Here is a 16204-nt window from a genome sequence, read left to right on the forward strand (position 1 = left end):
GCTTGACATTCCATTGCGAAACCCTCATGTGCCCCACATCACAGCGCTGATGCGTGAGCCCGAGCGGACCTCGTCCGCCCCACAGCGCCAACTCATCATTCCAGTTCCCCATCACGCAGGGTTCTTGACGCGACGGCCGGATGGCGCAGGATGCACCTGCTCGTTCCGAGGTCTCGCACAACCCCTGCCGGTCGCCAACGCGCGACCCTTCATGACCTGTCCGCGGGCCAACGCTCCGGGCTGTAAAGGATAGTTATTTGTTCGACTTTGATATGCTGGGCCTTGCCCCGGCACTGAACGAGGCACTCAAACGCGCCAATTTCACTCAACCCACACCGATCCAGAACCAGGCGATTCCGCTTGCTCTGAATGGTCACGACATTCTGGGACTGGCGCAAACCGGCACCGGAAAGACATTGGCTTTCGGCCTGCCTCTGATCGATCACCTTCTGGCCCAACCCGGCAAGCCCGACCCGAAAACCGCCAAGGCACTGATCCTGGCGCCCACCCGCGAACTCGTGAACCAGATCGCCGACAGCCTGCGCACCCTGACGAAGGGCACCAAGCTGCGCGTGGCCACCGTTGTAGGCGGCCAGTCGATCAACAAGCAGATAATGTTCCTCTCTCGTGGCACTGATATTCTGGTCGCCACACCGGGTCGCCTGATAGACTTGATGGAACGTGGTGCAGTAAATCTCGGAGCGGTCCGCCATCTGGTGCTGGACGAAGCTGACCAGATGCTCGACCTTGGCTTTATCCATGCGTTGCGTAAAATCGCGCCGGCACTGGGCACTCCACGCCAAACCATGCTGTTTTCGGCCACCATGCCGAAGCAGATGGAAGAGCTCAGCCGCGCTTACCTGACCAACCCGCAGCGGGTGCAGGTCTCGCCTCCGGGCAAAGCGGCCGACAAGATTACGCAGTCGTTGCACTTCGTTTCCAAACCCGGAAAACCAATCAAGCTGCGTGAAATCCTTTCGAAAGATGTGGATGCCCTGACACTGGTCTTTACGCGCACCAAACATGGTGCAGAACGGCTGATGAAGGGCCTAGTAGCTGACGGCTACAACGCCGCATCCATCCACGGCAACAAAAGCCAGGGTCAGCGCGATCGCGCGATCAAGGCGTTCCGCGCGGGTGAAATCAACATTCTGGTGGCCACCGACGTTGCGGCCCGAGGCATCGACATTCCGGGCGTCGCCTACGTGATCAACTTCGATCTGCCCGAGGTGCCTGACAACTACGTCCACCGTATCGGGCGCACCGCCCGCGCAGGGCGCGAAGGCGAAGCCATCGCCTTCTGTTCCGCGGAAGAAGTTGATCTGCTGCGCCAGATCCAAAAGCTGATGAAGATCGAAATCCCAGTTGCCAGTGGCTCGATGCCCGAAGCTGTGCAACCTGAAAAACCGGCGCGCCGCCCGAACAACCGCCGCCGGGGGTTCAAACCCAAACCCGCCTACGGGGAAGGAAAACCCGCGGCAAACAAGCGGCGACGCCCACGCGGCAAACGTCCGGCGGCGTAAGGTCGGAACGGCACAAAAAAGCCAACGCCGGTTCAATGACCGGCGTTGGCGCAACACGATGAACGGAACCAGATTTCGTTCAGATCAATTTCCCGAATTCCGCTCTGCCTCAATCTGGCGCCACTTGGCGACATTGCGATTGTGTTCCTGCAAGGTTTCGGCAAATGCATGACCGCCCGTGCCATCGGCAACAAAGAACACGAAATCCGTGTCATCCGGCGCAACAGCAGCTTTTAGGCTGGCCAGGCCCGGATTGGCAATCGGCGTCGGCGGCAAACCATCTATCTGATAGGTATTCCACGGCGTTGGTCGGTTCAGCTCGCTGCGGCGCAGCCCGCGCCCCAACGTGCCTTGCCCTTTGGTAACGCCATAGATGACGGTCGGGTCCGTCTGCAACCGCATCCCCTGTTTCAGCCGGTTCACAAAAACACTGGCCACTTGCCCGCGTTCTTCCGGAACTCCGGTTTCCTTTTCGATGATCGACGCAAGGATCAGCATTTCTTCGGGACTTTGCAGCGGCAACCCGTCCTGACGGCTTTCCCAAACGGCATTGATCCGCAATTGTTGCTTGTCCTGCATCGCCTGCAAAATGTCGTTACGGTCCTGGCCCGCCACAACATCGTAACTGTCCGGCGCCAGCATCCCTTCGGCCGGGATCTCGGTCACCTCACCTGTCAAAGCGTCGAACGCCTTCAACGCCTCGACCACCTGCCACGAGGTCACACCTTCGGCCAGTGATACGCGGTAACGGGTGTCCGCCTCGTTGCGTTTCTCGGTATAGGCCTCAGGCACCTCTTCTTCCGAGGGATCAAACGACGCGATTTCTATGAAATCCAGGGTCGCCGGGTTCAACTCGCGCACACGGGTCTGAGCACGCGTCACACCGATACGATACTCAATCTCGGATCCACAGGTGCTGGCACCGCTGCTGGTGATCTCGTCGATGATCTGCTCCATCGACGCACCTTCCCGTACCAGAAAGCTGCCTGCTTTCAACTGCTGCGCCCGATCCGTGTAGTCCGCGGCCATCCGAAAGATCGTGGCACTGCTGATCGCGCCCTGCTCTTGCAGCTGCTGACTGACACGTGTCATGTTCGATCCGCTTCTGACCTGAAGGCAGATTGCGGTTTCAAGCGGGCCCTCGGCCTTGTACTGGCTCTGCCCCCAAAGGATCAGTCCGCCCATCAGGAACAGGCCGACCACCAGAATGGTCAGCGCGTTCGAAGCAATGGCCCGCCACATTTAGCTGGCCTTTCCGAAGATCACGCTGGCATTGGTGCCGCCAAACCCGAACGAATTCGACAAGGCCACATTGATCTCACGCTCGCGTTTTGCGTTCGGGGCCAGATCAATCGGTGTCTCTACCGCAGGGTTGTCCAGGTTGATCGTCGGCGGGGCTACCTGATCACGGATCGCCAGAATCGAGAAGATTGCCTCGATCGCGCCCGCAGCACCAAGCAAGTGACCGGTTGCCGATTTGGTCGACGTCATGGTGGCGTTCGCGGCGTGGTCCCCCAGCAAACGCTCAACCGCGCCCAGCTCGATCGTATCCGCCATGGTCGAGGTGCCATGGGCGTTGATATAGTCCAGATCTTTCGGCTCCAGCCCCGCACTGCGCAGCGCCGCCCGCATCGAGCGTTCTGCCCCGTCACCATCCTCGGACGGTGCCGTGATGTGATACGCGTCACCCGACATGCCATAGCCCAGCACCTCGGCGTAGATCTTCGCACCGCGGGCCTTGGCGTGCTCATAGTCTTCCAGAATGACGATGCCCGCACCTTCGCCCATGACGAACCCGTCGCGGTCCACGTCATAGGGTCGGCTGGCCGCTTTGGGGTTATCGGCATATTTGGTCGACAACGCCTTGCATGCGTTGAACCCGGCGATGCCGATCTCGCAGATGCAGCCTTCACCGCCACCTGCGACCATGACGTCTGCGTCACCTGCGCGAATGATGCGGCTGGCGTCGCCGATGGCATGGGCACCGGTCGAACACGCCGTCACGACCGAATGGTTCGGCCCCTTGAAGCCGTGCCGGATCGACACCTGACCTGATGCAAGGTTGATCAGAGCACCCGGAATAAAGAACGGTGAAACCCGACGCGGGCCCTTGTCGCGGATCAGATTGGCGGTATTCGCGATCGAACCCAACCCCCCGATGCCGGAACCGATCAGAACCCCTGTTCGCAGCCGGTCCTCTTCATCTTCCGGCAACCAGTTCGCATCTTTGCAGGCCATTTCCGCAGCCGCGATGGAATACAGGATAAAGTCCTCAATCTTGCGCTGCTCTTTCGGCGGCATCCAGTCATCGGGATTGAAGGTCCCGTTGGTTCCGTCCCCGCGGGGGACCTCGCAGGCATAGGTCGTGGTGACACCACTGCCTTCCGCATCAAAATGCGTGATGGGACCAGCGCCGGACTCTCCGTCCAGCAGCCGCGACCAGGTTTCCTCGACCCCGCTGGCCAAAGGAGTGACCAATCCAAGACCGGTTACAACGACTCTGCGCATGAAGTGCCTCTTGCCTGCTTCCTGTTATGAGAACCGCTCTTACCCCGGCCCGGGGTGCGGGGGCAAGAGCAACGGCGATTTCAGGCGGGCTTCCCGCCGCCGGGCAACCGAAGCAGTACCGCTTTGGGTTACGGAAACAGGTGCCCGCCCTTTCTCGGATCCGATTGAAAGGGCGAAGCGTGTTTATTGGAACTGTGCCACCGGCTCATGCGCCGTTTTCGCCATTTCCAGTGCATCGGTCAGGTCAAGTGTCTTTCGAAACAGTGCACGTCCCACGATCGCACCCGAGATATTGGGAATATAGGCCAGCCGCGAGATGTCATCCGCAGTACGCACAACACCGCTTGCTATCACCGGGGTGCGCGAATGGCTGGCAAGCCCCGAGATCAAGCCAAGCTGAGCCTCGACGTCCTCCATATCGCTGTCGATATCCGTCACCACGATAGCAGCAAACGGCGCCCCTTCGAATGCGTCGATAAACGCTTCGGGCGTGAATACGCTTTGGCTGCGCCAGCCATCCGTCATTACAAAACCTTGCCAGACATCGACCGAAAGCACGATTTGATCCGGGTAGAGCGTGGCCAACTCCTTGACCAGTTTCGGCTCGCGCGCTGCCAGCGTCCCGATCACAACGCGACCGACGCCCTTGTCGATCCAGCGTTCGACCTGTTCGCGGGTCCGCATACCACCTGCCAACTGAACCGGGATTTCGGCCGCGCGGATAATCTCTTCAATCAATTCGACGTTGGTATCTTTGCCCTCGATCGCGTCGAAATCGGTCAGGTGCATCCATTCGGCGCCCGCTTCGGCCCAGCTTCGCGCCGTTTCGACCGGGTTTACATGCCAAATCATGGCGTTGTCCAAACGACCTTTGTCCAAAGTGACACACCGGCCGTTCTGCAATTCCATAGTGGGGTATATCCTCATGAGCTCGGTCCTCCGCTCAATCGCTCTGAAAATCCCCGGAAGCATACACCTGGAATGCCCTCCCAATATCACTGGGATCGGCACAGTTTGGCCATTTTGCGGCATAGTGTCGAGGTGGCGGATTCACGCCAGCGCTGGTGGCCCATTGCGCCGAAGCAAATGCACCGGGGTTTCATTATACACCCCTTCCCGCATCAATACATAGCCCAGCTTTTTGGCAAGTTTCTGCGACGAGGCGTTGGACGCATTCACCATCGCAACCAATGGCCCGGGAATCACCCGGTCAAACCAGTCATGCGCTGCCTTGGCCGCCTCATACCCCAGGCCCTGCCCCTGCGCCTCGGGCGCCAGAACCCAGCCCGCCTCGGGAAAGCCGTCGAAATCCTCGCCCATCTGACGGTTTCCGTAAAAGAAACCGGCCTGTCCGATCAGCTTTCGATTCGATTGTTGCAGCACACCCCATTGTCCAAACCCGGCCATCTGCCAATGCCCGGCATTGCGCAAAAAGGAATCCCATGCTTCTCCGCGCGATCGGGGTGAGCCGCCAACATGCTGAACGACGCACGGATCTCTCCAGATCTCGGCGAACCGGTCAAAGTCCTCCGGGCGCATGGCACACAGCGTCAAACGCGCGGTATTTATCATGGGAGTGGATCTTATCATGCCCTGTCCACTTTGAATTTTGCCTCAATGGAAACAGTGCGTATCCGAATATAAACGCGCAAGCATGAATTTTGAGCGGGCACAAAAAAACGGCGCCTCCGTTGCCCGGAAGCGCCGCTTTTGATCAGAAGGAAACGCTTAGGACGCTTCGCTGATGAATTTGACCGCGTCGCCGAAGGTCTGGATGGTCTCGGCTGCGTCATCGGGGATTTCGATGCCGAACTCTTCTTCGAAGGCCATGACCAGTTCAACGGTGTCCAGGCTGTCTGCGCCCAGATCATCGATGAAGGACGCGTTTTCCGCGACTTTATCTTCTTCAACACCCAGGTGCTCAACAACGATCTTCTTAACGCGATCTGCGACGTCGCTCATGTCTATTCCTCATTCCTTTACAGGGCGGTCTGCCCGATTCTGCCCTTGCCCGCACGGGTTGGCTTTGATTTGCCCGTTTCGGGCGGTTTGGGTCCCGGCGAACCGGGAAGTCGAAGGCCGACCTGAACAACCGGCCCCGCATAGATGCGCCGCCTATAGCATAGTCGACGCAAGAGGCAAACGCTTTCGCGCTGCCCCTGTGGCGATCACAACATGGCCATACCACCGTTCACATGCAAGGTGCTTCCGGTAACATAGCCCGCTTCGGGACTGGCAAGGTACAGAACAGCCGCTGCAATTTCTTCGGGATCACCCATGCGGCCCGCCGGAACCTTCAACAACAGACCCTTTTTCTGTTCCTCGGTCAGCTTTTCGGTCATTGCAGTCGTGATGAAACCCGGCGCCACGGCATTCACGGTAATTCCGCGCGTTGCCACTTCGTGCGCCAAAGCCTTGGAAAACCCTATCATTCCGGCTTTTGACGCCGCATAGTTCGCCTGCCCCGGATTACCGATTACGGCCACCACGGACGAGACATTCACGATCCGGCCCCAGCGTGACTTCATCATGCCCCGGATCACGCCTTTGCACAGTTTCATGGTCGAGGTCATGTTCACGTCTATCACGCTCTGCCATTCCTCATCAGACATGCGCATGAACAGGTTATCGCGCGTGATACCGGCGTTGTTCACGAGGATGTCCACCGATCCCATCGCTTCGATCGCTTGCTTTGGCAACGCTTCGACGGCCTCCGGATCGCTCAGATTGCAAGGCAACACATGCGCGCGTTCGCCCAGTTCATCTGCCAAAGCCTGCAATGGCTCGACCCGTGTACCGGACAATCCGACTGCTGCGCCAGCACCGTGCAACGCACGTGCAATGTCGCCTCCGATACCGCCCGAAGCACCGGTGATCAGCGCATTCTTACCTGTCAAATCAAACATTCGGTTTTCCTCTTGGTGCGTCGGCCACGACGCGTTTTGAGCTTACGATTCGGCCTGAACGGCCTTTTGAACATCTTCCGGGGTGCCCACGGCCTTGCCCGAAATGGCACGATCGATCTTGCGGATCATGCCGGAAAGCGCTTTGCCAGCACCGATTTCCCATGTCTCGGTCACGCCTTGCGCCGCCATGAACTGCACGCTTTCACGCCAGCGAACCGACCCCGTCACCTGTTCCACCAGCAACTGGCGGATCAGATCCGGATCACTGACGGCTTCGGCGCGCACATTGGCTACCAAAGGCACGGAAGGCGCCTTTATCTCGACGGCAGCAAGCGCTTCCGCCATGACATCTGCCGCAGGTTGCATCAGCGCACAGTGAAATGGAGCACTTACAGGCAACATGACGGCACGTTTTGCACCTTTTTCCTTGGCAATCTCGGCGGCACGCTCGACAGCAGCCTTGGAACCGGACACAACGACCTGGGTTGGATCGTTGTCATTGGCAGCCTGACAGACCTGCCCCTGCGCGGCTTCTTCAGCAACGGCGCGTACCGCCTCCAGATCCAATCCAAGAATGGCCGCCATTGCGCCCTCGCCGACCGGTACGGCACTTTGCATCGCCAGACCGCGGGTGCGCAGCAGGCGCGCGGTGTCCGCAACCGACAAAGCCCCCGCAGCTGCAAGGGCCGAGTATTCACCCAAGGAATGACCTGCCACGAAAGCCGCCTGACCAACCGAAACGCCTTCGGCTTCCAGCGCACGCATTGCCGCCATGGATGTCGCCATTAGAGCCGGCTGGGCATTCTGAGTCAGCGTCAAGTCGGCGATGTCGCCTTCCCAGATCACGTGGCTCAGCTTCTCTCCCAGCGCCTCGTCCACCTCATCGAAGACGGCCTGCGCCGCCGGATAGGCATCGGCCAGTGCTTTGCCCATACCGATGGTCTGGGCGCCCTGCCCCGGAAAAACGAACGCGAGTGTCATTGCAACCTCATGGATGATGTCAGGTTGCGGCGGGGTGTAAACTGACTGATCGTCTGGCACAAGCTCTGCCTGTGTTCTGCATTCTGGCACCTTGGCTGTGCACAAGCGCTTACTTGTGTCGACCTCCGATAACCTTAACTTGGGCGCAGCACAGAATCCCGGAGCGTTGCACCCATGGCCTCGACCAATTCCTTCTCAAGCTACGGAAGTGTCGCAAAGACGTTTCACTGGCTCACCGCGTTGTTGATCTTCACGGCCCTGCCGCTCGGCTGGATTGCGGACAACCTGGCCCACGCCGTATTGCATGCCCCCACAGCCCCAAGCGAGGCCGAAATCGCACGCGCGGCGCGCATGTTCTCATTGCACAAGACCGTGGGCGTCACCGTGTTCTTCGTTGCTTTGGCTCGGATAGTTTGGGCTTTCACGCAAACCAAGCCCGGATTGTTGAATGCCGACAACAAGCCCGAGGCTTTCGCCGCCGAAACTGTCCACTGGCTTCTCTACGGGTCACTGGTGCTTGTGCCACTGACCGGTTGGGTGCACCACGCCGCAACCGAAGGCTTTGCTCCGATCCTCTGGCCCTTCGGCCAAAACCTGCCTTTCGTACCAAAATCGACCATTGTGGCCGAGGTGACAGGTGTCCTGCATTGGCTGTTCATGTGGACGCTCGTCGGAGCGCTGGTCCTGCATGTTGCCGGGGCATTGAAGCATCATGTCATAGACAAGGACAGCACGTTGCGCAGGATGTTGCCGGGTGGGGCGGACGCACCGGAACCTCTACGCCAGCATCATTCCCTGGTCCCCGCCGTCGCAGCGGTGGCCGTTTGGGCGCTTGTCCTCACCGGCGGCTGGGTCTCCGGCGAATTTGCGCGTGAGGCCGACGATGATGACGCCGACGTCCAACTGGCCGAGGTGCAATCAGACTGGCAGGTTCAGAACGGCACCTTGTCCATTACGATCTCGCAATTGGGCAGCCCGGTCACCGGCTCGTTCTCCGACTGGACGGCAGCAATTGCTTTTGACGAACCTACTGACCCCGGCCCGGCCGGGGCCGTCGACGTCACGATTGCAATAGGATCTCTCAGCCTCGGAACCGTAACTGAACAGGCCATGGGGGCGGATTTCTTCGACAACGCCCAGTTTCCGACGGCCCAATTCACGGCTGACCTTTTCAAAACCGAAAGCGGATATGAGGCACGCGGGCCGCTGACAATCCGCGACAAGACGATCGATATCATACTCCCGTTTTCACTGGAGCTTCAGGACAACACCGCGACCATGACAGGCGCGGTTGATCTTAACAGGTTGGATTTCGGCATAGGCGCATCGCAACCCACCGAAGATTCGCTCGGCTTCACCGTCACAGTCGCTGTGGAACTCGCTGCGTCCCGCGGTCAGTAGTGCCAAAAAAACCGCCGGAGATCCTGTCACCGGCGGTTTTCCTGTTCGTCGCCTCGCGCTTATTCGGCTTTTTGCGCTTCGACCGAGATCTGCACCTGCACTTCGTCACTTACAAACGGTGCGAACTGGCCCAGATCAAATTCACTACGGACAAGGGTCGTGGTGGCGTTGAAACCGGCCCATGGCTTGTTTGCCATCGGGTGGGTGTCAACCTTGTTCAGTTTGGCGTCCAGAACAACAGATTTGGTCACGCCGTTCATGGTCAGGTCGCCAGTGATATTGGCAGTGTTTTCACCGGTCACTTCGATACCAGTCGAGGTAAAGGTAATCAGATCGCCCTCGGTCGCACCAAAGAAATCTTCGGTCATGAAGTGATCTTCACGCGGCTTCCAGCCGGTGAACATTTCCAGTACCGGCATCGATACGCTCACGCTGGAGGCGGCGGGATTTTCCTGGTCAAACATGATCTCGCCCTCAAAGCCCGAGAACATGCCGGTTGTGGTTGAAAAGCCCAGGTGGTCATAGCTGAAGACAACCTGGCTGTGGCTCGGGTCCAGCACGTATTTCTCGGCGCTGGCGAATGCCGTGGTCGCCGATACGGCCAGTGCAGCAGCAAGAAGGGTGGATTTCATAACAATCTCCGCGTTTTTGTGAATGCAAACCGTCTGGGTTGCTCACAAACAAAATGTGCCGCCTATCGGCGGCACACAACCTTTTTCGAGTCACAACATCTGTTCCTTTTTGAACAGAATAAAGTTCAGCCGAAAATTGTTACGCTCTTGCTCAATTGTCCCTTCAACGCTCGGCTGACATCCGCCGATTCAAGGGGCAGCTTCATCAAAAGGCTTCCATCCACATCGAACAGGTGAACTTCGTTTTCTTCAAAACGCGCACCACCCAGCGATTCATAGCTGCGGCGCAGCACTGTCTGAGGGCGCCCGTCTTCGTTCTTTTGCAGAACACGGACTTCGCGGCGGATCGGATCAAAATAGGCATCCGGGCGCTGATCAAGAACTTCGATCGTCAGCAAACTGACACCGACGATCAGAAACAGCATCGAGGCCACCATCTTGATCGGCCAGACATCTGCACCCACAATCGAACCCGGCATCAGCCACATCGAAAACGCGGAAAAGATCAGGAACGCTCCGACCAACCGCGCCAGGATCAAACGGGCCTTCCAGTTTGGCGCGAAGGCAATCATTACCGGCACCGAATGCTCAAAGCGCGAGCTTGCCGCCTCTTCCCGGTATGTGTTTGTATTTGTCGCGGTCATAACACTTCACCCTTTATCAGGTTACTGTCGAATTTCTGTTTGGTCCGGGTAACGTCCGGTATGCAAAACAACTTTGAGCCGAAAAGCGTCAGCATTTGGGCACCCCAAAGGAAATTGGGCGGCGTCTCAAAGGCATATGTGGCGGGGCTTGCTCCTGCGGTTCAAACGTGTATATCGGGCCATCCTTCGCAATCAAATGAATCGCGCAGCCTCTCGTGGCAGGGTCGCGAAGGACCGGATGGCCCCGCCTATGAAATGCGCCTTGACATAAACAGGAGTGCACATGCCACTGTATGAGCATGTAATGATCGCGCGTCAGGATCTGTCCAACGCGCAGGCGGAAAGCCTCGTCGAACATTTCGGCACCGTACTGGCTGACAACGGCGGCAAGCTTGTCGACAGCGAGTATTGGGGCGTCAAGACGATGGCCTACAAGATCAACAAGAACCGCAAGGGCCACTATGCCTTTATGAAGACCGATGCGCCCTCGGGTGCGGTTCAGGAAATGGAACGCCTGATGCGCCTGCATGATGACGTCATGCGCGTTCTGACCATCAAGGTTGACGGTCACGAAGACGGCCCGTCGGTTCAGATGCAGAAGCGTGACGAACGTGGCGACCGCCGCGAGCGTCGTTGATCACCGCCTGAGGAAAGGACACTAAACCATGGCCGCAAAACCATTTTTCCGCCGCCGCAAGGTCTGCCCGTTCTCGGGTGAGAACGCGCCGAAAATCGACTACAAGGACACCCGTCTGCTACAGCGCTACATCTCTGAGCGCGGCAAGATCGTGCCCTCGCGCATCACCGCCGTTTCGGCGAAAAAGCAGCGTGAACTGGCCCGTGCTATCAAGCGCGCCCGCTTCCTCGCCCTGCTGCCCTACGCCGTGAAGTAAGGAGAGACTGACATGCAAGTTATCCTTCTGGAACGCGTTGCGAAACTGGGTCAGATGGGCGACGTCGTTGACGTCAAACCCGGCTACGCCCGCAACTTCCTGCTGCCGCAAGGCAAAGCCCTGAGCGCGTCCGAGGCCAATATCGCCTCGTTCGAAGCCCAGAAAGCGCAGCTTGAGGCACGCAACCTGGAAACCAAGAAAGAAGCTGAAGCACTGGCTGAAAAGCTGGACGGACAGCAGTTCATCGTGATTCGCTCGGCATCGGATGCTGGCGCTCTGTACGGCTCGGTCACCCCGCGTGACGCCGCAGACGCTGCAACCGAAGCCGGATTCACCGTCGACAAAAAGCAGGTTATCCTGATCAATCCGATCAAGGAACTGGGCCTGCACTCGGTTGCAGTCAAGCTGCACCCCGAAGTCGAAGTTGAAATCAAGATGAACGTGGCGCGTTCGGAAGAAGAAGCCGAACTTCAGGCCTCGGGCAAATCGATCCAGGAACTGGCCGCAGAAGAAGAAGCAGCCGCTGAATTCGAGATCGCTGAACTGTTCGACGACATCGGCTCGGCCGCGTCCGAGGACGAAGAACTGTCCTCGGAAGCCGCTCCTGCCGAGGAAGACGAAGCCAAAGCCTGATCCGGCAAGGTTTCGAACAAAACAAAGGCCGTGCTTCAGCGCGGCCTTTTTTCTTGTCTCCGAGCCAAACCAGCAAATTTCAGCCCAACTCCATCCACAATCTTGCAGCCAAATACCCAGACCATATCATTGCCACTCGAAACTCCGGAGAAACCAATGCCCCTGTTCAACCGTCGCAATCTCTTGGCACTCTTACTGACAGCCCCGTTGGTTGCCTGCGGTGCAGGAGAAGTATCCAAGGCGGGGACACAACAATTCAATCCTCCGCTCTATCCGAACGAAACGCCGGAACTTCGCGCGTCGATCAACAAATGGGCCGACCACTACCAGCTTCCGCGAGAGCTTGTTCACAAGCTTGCTATTCGCGAAAGCACACATCGCCCCTGGGCGGTCAACCGACCTTATTATGGGCTGCTGCAAATCCTTCCGGCCACCGCGCGATCCATGGGATACACCGGAAACGCCGAAGGCCTGTTGGACGCCGACACCAATCTTGAATTTGCCGGGAAATACCTTCGCGGTGCCTGGCTTCTGTCTGATGGCAACCAGGATCGGGCCATATTTCTTTATGCCAAGGGCTTTTACCCCGAAGCCAAAGCGCGCGGATTGCTGGTGGAAACTGGGTTGAAACCCGCCAAATGACGGTGATTAGCGTCAGAAAACCGCGTGAAATTAGCACTTTTTGCCGAATAGTGACAAAAATGTTCTATTGAGTGTCTCAATGAATGGAATTGCGCAGACAATTAGTACCTCGCCTTGTCATGTTTAGGAAAGTGTGGTGTTCTGACCCGGTGAGGTAAACGGGTTCCACTCTGTGTTATATGCATGCTCGACGACACCATCGGGCTGTAAGATGGGCCGCAGCTAGTAGGCGCCACATGGAAATTGTCGATCTGAGCACTCTGCCGGATTCAGAAGTTCGATACACCGAATTTCTAAGGCAAATCTGTGAGAAGCATGATATGGATCATGCTGCATATGCTGGCATGAACCCTGCGGCCGGTACGGTAGCAGGATTCGTGACATATGACGACGCCTGGAATGAACACTACACAAACCAGGGTCTGATCATGATCGACCCCACTATACATATGGCCCGCCGCAGCATTGCGCCAGTGGACTGGAGTCGCTTGGAGCGCAGCCCCGACTTCCAACGTGTATTCCGGGATGCCCATGATTTTGGATTGCCGAACCAAGGCGTTACAATTCCCGTGCGCGGTCCCTACGGGGATATCGGCCTGCTGAGCGCAACGCGCGATTGCAGCAAAGAGGAATGGCGCAAGCTTTACACGCATGTCATCAGTGACTTGCAGTCCATGGCAGTGCACATCCATGACAACGTGGTTTCATCAGACGAATTGACCAGCGCGCTGTATCATCCAACGCTCTCCAGACGTGAGACAGAGATTTTGCAGTGGGTCGCGGCGGGGAAATCGCAGCAGGATATCGGCGATATTTTGTCAATTTCGCACCGAACCGTAGAAGTGCACTTGCGTTCCAGCCGAGAAAAGCTTAGTGCGCTGACCACCCCTCAGGCCGTTGGCCGGGCGATCGCGATTGGGCTTATTACCCCAAGTTAAACAAAAAAATCGCCAAATTTCGCCAAAATACGGGAAACCCCCAATAGAAAAATCCCCTGTGTCCGGTAACGTCTAAGTTACCGAACAACCACTCGAAGGGGGAAGAAATGATCATCGTGGTAGATGGCCTGAACAGACATTTGTTCAGCGAAGTTCTTGACGAAATGTTCGAGTTGAGAGCACGTGTTTTTGGGGGACGCCTGGGATGGGACGTCAACATTCAAGACGGAAAAGAAATCGACGAGTTCGATCAACTGGACCCGGCATATGTAATCGGACTCGACGATGAGGGGAATGTCGTCGCAGCCGTGCGTGCCCTCCAGACCACCGGACCTCACATGTTGTCGGATGTCTTTTCCGCCATTCTTTGCGGCGAAGCACCTCTTCGCAGCGCAACCATGTGGGAATCCACCCGTTTCTGCGTAGACACCCAACGCCTCACGCGTGGCAAGGAAAAGAACTCGGTCTCCTACGCCACTTGCGAGTTGATGATCGGATCTTTGGAATACGCGAAAAACGCAGGTATTCAGGACATCATCACCGTGATCGATCCGGTCATGGATCGGGTGCTGAAACGTTCGAATTGCGCGCCTTATGACTATGTCGGCAAGACGGTTCCAATGGGCAAAGTTCACGCATTGGCCGCTTTGTTGGACTGCACCGAAGAACGTATCGCCGGTCTGCGTGAATTCGCGGACATTCACAACGACGTCTTCATGGACGACGAAGAGGCGCTGGCCCTGTTTGCCGCGAAGAATGCCGCGGCCAAGAACCCGGCGAACCAGGATCACAAACCACTCACCGATCTAGAGAAATACTTTGTGGAACAGATGAGCGCTGCAAAAACCGAAGCTGAACGGCAGGACGTCCTCAAGCTGATCGAAGCGCTTACGGATACGTTCACGCCCGAGCAAAGAACCGCTCTTTTGGAAACCCCCCGTGCTTTTGCTCATGAGGCCTGACCCCCTCACCTCATAGATACAAAAGCCACCCATGCGGAGCCGTCTGAATGCAGGCGGCTCCGTTTTTTTGTCCCTTCCTCTGAGGAAGGGAAGGAAGAGGATTACTCCTCTTCCAGTGCCTCAACAGCTTTCTTAAGGTCGTCTTTGCTGACTTCCTTGTCAGTGACCTGAGCCAGCTCCAACACGTAGTCCACGACCTTGTCTTCAAAGATCGGCGCCCGCAGCTGCTGTTGCATCTGCGCGTTCTGCTGAACGAACTCAAAGAACTGACGTTCCTGACCCGGGTACTGACGTGCCTGGTTCATGATCGCCTGTGTCATCTCGGCGTCGGTGACTTCAACCTCGGCCTTCTGGCCCAGTTCAGCCAGCAACAGACCCAGACGCACGCGGCGCTCGGCCAGTTTGGTGTGCTCGTCCGTGGGCTCGATCGGATCGTGGTCGTGGCCTTCGACTTCAGGGTTTTCTTCGTGCCACAGTTGATGTGCAATCTGCTTGGCTTCGGCTTCAACCAGCGACGGCGGCAGGTCGAACGACACCATCTCGTCCAGCGCGTCCAGCAAGGCGCGCTTGATCACGGCGCGCGATGCACCGGCATACTCAGCTTCCAGGCGCTCGGCGATCTGCTTTTTCAGAGCTTCCAGATCTTCGGCACCGAATTTTTTGGCCAGCTCGTCGTTCACTTCCGCAGCAACCGGTTCTTTGACTTCCTTGATTGTGCAGGTGAAGACAGCGTCTTTGCCGGCCAGATGCTCGGCGCCGTACTCTTCAGGGAACGTGACGTTGACGTCTTTTACTTCTTCAGCTTTCACGCCAACCAGTTGCTCTTCGAAGCCGGGGATGAAGCTGTTCGAGCCCAGAACCAGCGGGTAATCCTCTGCCGAACCACCTTCGAATTCCTCGCCGTCAACCTTGCCGACGAAATCGAACACGATCTGGTCGCCGTCCTTGGCTTTTGACCCCTTGCGGCGCGCTTTGAAATCCTGAGCGGTTTCCGCCAGATTGTTCAGCGCTTCCTCGACGGCGGCGTCATCGGCCTTGACGGTCAACTTCTCCAACTTGACCGATTTCAGGTCAACTTCAGGGATCGCTGGCAGCGCTTCGTAGGACATGGCGACTTCCACGTCATCGCCTTCCTTCCAGTCCTCATTGGTCATCTTGACCTCGGGCTGAAGCGCGGGGCGATCACCGCTGTCTTCGAAATGCTTGTTCATGGCGCCGTCGATGGTTTCCTGCATCGCCTCGCCCAACAGGCGCTGGCCAAACTGCTTTTTCAGCAGCGCCATTGGCACCTTGCCTTTACGGAAACCTTTCATTTCGATTTCCGGCTGCGCTTCGGTCAGCTTTTCATTGACCTTCTCGTCCAGCTCGGCTGCTGATACAACGATGTTGTAGCCACGTTTCAGACCTTCGTTCAGCGTCTCGGTTACCTGCATTATGGTAGTCCCCATAGGATTCGGGGCGCGCAAATAGGGCGCGCCGGGCAAATTTGAAGCCTTCTATTTGCCCAGCCGCCCACGTGCAAGGGGCAAAGGCTGAATCCA

18 protein-coding genes are annotated in these 16204 nt (G+C 57.6%); 8 read left to right on the forward strand and 10 right to left on the reverse strand.

Annotated features, from left to right (window positions below):
* Window positions 1-257 precede the first annotated feature (257 nt).
* Window positions 258-1523 carry a DEAD/DEAH box helicase gene (locus NOR97_RS09500; RefSeq protein ID WP_257598945.1) on the forward strand — a complete coding sequence of 422 codons (1266 nt, stop codon included), beginning with the start codon at window positions 258-260 and terminating at the stop codon, window positions 1521-1523.
* Between the two features lie 84 nt (window positions 1524-1607).
* On the opposite strand, the gene mltG is transcribed toward NOR97_RS09500, so the two are convergent.
* The 7 genes from mltG to fabD form a co-directional block, all read right to left on the reverse strand.
* Window positions 1608-2765 carry an endolytic transglycosylase MltG gene (gene mltG, locus NOR97_RS09505; protein WP_257598946.1) on the reverse strand — a complete coding sequence of 386 codons (1158 nt, stop codon included), beginning with the start codon at window positions 2763-2765 and terminating at the stop codon, window positions 1608-1610.
* Window positions 2766-4031 carry a beta-ketoacyl-ACP synthase II gene (gene fabF, locus NOR97_RS09510; RefSeq protein WP_257598947.1) on the reverse strand — a complete coding sequence of 422 codons (1266 nt, stop codon included), beginning with the start codon at window positions 4029-4031 and terminating at the stop codon, window positions 2766-2768.
* A gap of 183 nt (window positions 4032-4214) precedes the next feature.
* Entirely contained in the window at window positions 4215-4958 is a 744-nt protein-coding gene (locus tag NOR97_RS09515) for a HisA/HisF-related TIM barrel protein (protein WP_170343924.1), read from the reverse strand.
* Between the two features lie 123 nt (window positions 4959-5081).
* Window positions 5082-5621: a GNAT family N-acetyltransferase gene (locus NOR97_RS09520; protein WP_170343923.1), complete on the reverse strand. Its 540-nt coding sequence runs from the start codon at window positions 5619-5621 to the stop codon at window positions 5082-5084.
* A gap of 138 nt (window positions 5622-5759) precedes the next feature.
* Window positions 5760-5993, reverse strand: coding sequence for an acyl carrier protein (locus tag NOR97_RS09525; protein ID WP_008756330.1), 234 nt, complete (start codon window positions 5991-5993; stop codon window positions 5760-5762).
* Between the two features lie 206 nt (window positions 5994-6199).
* Complete coding sequence (fabG, locus tag NOR97_RS09530) at window positions 6200-6937, reverse strand: 3-oxoacyl-[acyl-carrier-protein] reductase (RefSeq protein WP_170343922.1); 738 nt, start codon at window positions 6935-6937, stop codon at window positions 6200-6202.
* Between the two features lie 42 nt (window positions 6938-6979).
* Window positions 6980-7918 carry an ACP S-malonyltransferase gene (gene fabD / locus NOR97_RS09535; RefSeq protein ID WP_170343921.1) on the reverse strand — a complete coding sequence of 313 codons (939 nt, stop codon included), beginning with the start codon at window positions 7916-7918 and terminating at the stop codon, window positions 6980-6982.
* 174 nt (window positions 7919-8092) lie between these two features.
* Here fabD and NOR97_RS09540 point away from each other — a divergent pair, with 174 nt between their 5' ends.
* Window positions 8093-9319, forward strand: a complete 1227-nt coding sequence (locus NOR97_RS09540; protein ID WP_257598948.1) for a cytochrome b/b6 domain-containing protein — start codon at window positions 8093-8095, stop codon at window positions 9317-9319.
* A 59-nt stretch (window positions 9320-9378) separates the two neighbouring features.
* Here the strand turns inward: NOR97_RS09540 and NOR97_RS09545 are convergent, their stop codons facing one another.
* Together NOR97_RS09545 and NOR97_RS09550 are read right to left on the reverse strand one after the other, a co-directional pair.
* Window positions 9379-9951 (reverse strand): YceI family protein, encoded by a 573-nt coding sequence (locus tag NOR97_RS09545; protein ID WP_170343919.1) that lies wholly within the window; start codon window positions 9949-9951, stop codon window positions 9379-9381.
* A gap of 125 nt (window positions 9952-10076) precedes the next feature.
* A complete protein-coding gene (locus NOR97_RS09550; protein ID WP_117868609.1) occupies window positions 10077-10595 on the reverse strand; it encodes a hypothetical protein in 519 nt (172 codons plus the stop codon).
* A gap of 283 nt (window positions 10596-10878) precedes the next feature.
* Between NOR97_RS09550 and rpsF the strand changes: the two genes are divergently transcribed.
* From rpsF to NOR97_RS09580, 6 genes are all read left to right on the forward strand, one after another.
* Entirely contained in the window at window positions 10879-11232 is a 354-nt protein-coding gene (rpsF, locus tag NOR97_RS09555) for a 30S ribosomal protein S6 (protein WP_170343918.1), read from the forward strand.
* 28 nt (window positions 11233-11260) lie between these two features.
* Window positions 11261-11488, forward strand: a complete 228-nt coding sequence (rpsR, locus tag NOR97_RS09560; RefSeq protein ID WP_005608650.1) for a 30S ribosomal protein S18 — start codon at window positions 11261-11263, stop codon at window positions 11486-11488.
* A gap of 12 nt (window positions 11489-11500) precedes the next feature.
* The gene (rplI, locus tag NOR97_RS09565; protein WP_257598949.1) at window positions 11501-12121 is read left to right on the forward strand and encodes a 50S ribosomal protein L9; all 621 of its coding nucleotides are present in this window, start codon (window positions 11501-11503) and stop codon (window positions 12119-12121) included.
* A 156-nt stretch (window positions 12122-12277) separates the two neighbouring features.
* The gene (locus tag NOR97_RS09570) at window positions 12278-12763 is read left to right on the forward strand and encodes a lytic transglycosylase domain-containing protein (RefSeq protein ID WP_257598950.1); all 486 of its coding nucleotides are present in this window, start codon (window positions 12278-12280) and stop codon (window positions 12761-12763) included.
* 236 nt (window positions 12764-12999) lie between these two features.
* Complete coding sequence (locus NOR97_RS09575) at window positions 13000-13701, forward strand: autoinducer binding domain-containing protein (protein ID WP_170343915.1); 702 nt, start codon at window positions 13000-13002, stop codon at window positions 13699-13701.
* A gap of 107 nt (window positions 13702-13808) precedes the next feature.
* Window positions 13809-14663 carry an acyl-homoserine-lactone synthase gene (locus tag NOR97_RS09580; RefSeq protein ID WP_170343914.1) on the forward strand — a complete coding sequence of 285 codons (855 nt, stop codon included), beginning with the start codon at window positions 13809-13811 and terminating at the stop codon, window positions 14661-14663.
* Window positions 14664-14764: 101 nt separating this feature from the next.
* On the opposite strand, the gene tig is transcribed toward NOR97_RS09580, so the two are convergent.
* The gene (tig, locus tag NOR97_RS09585; RefSeq protein WP_257598951.1) at window positions 14765-16096 is read right to left on the reverse strand and encodes a trigger factor; all 1332 of its coding nucleotides are present in this window, start codon (window positions 16094-16096) and stop codon (window positions 14765-14767) included.
* Window positions 16097-16204 lie beyond the last annotated feature (108 nt).

Origin of the sequence: Ruegeria sp. YS9, assembly GCF_024628725.1 — a bacterium.
GTDB lineage: Bacteria > Pseudomonadota > Alphaproteobacteria > Rhodobacterales > Rhodobacteraceae > Ruegeria > Ruegeria atlantica_C.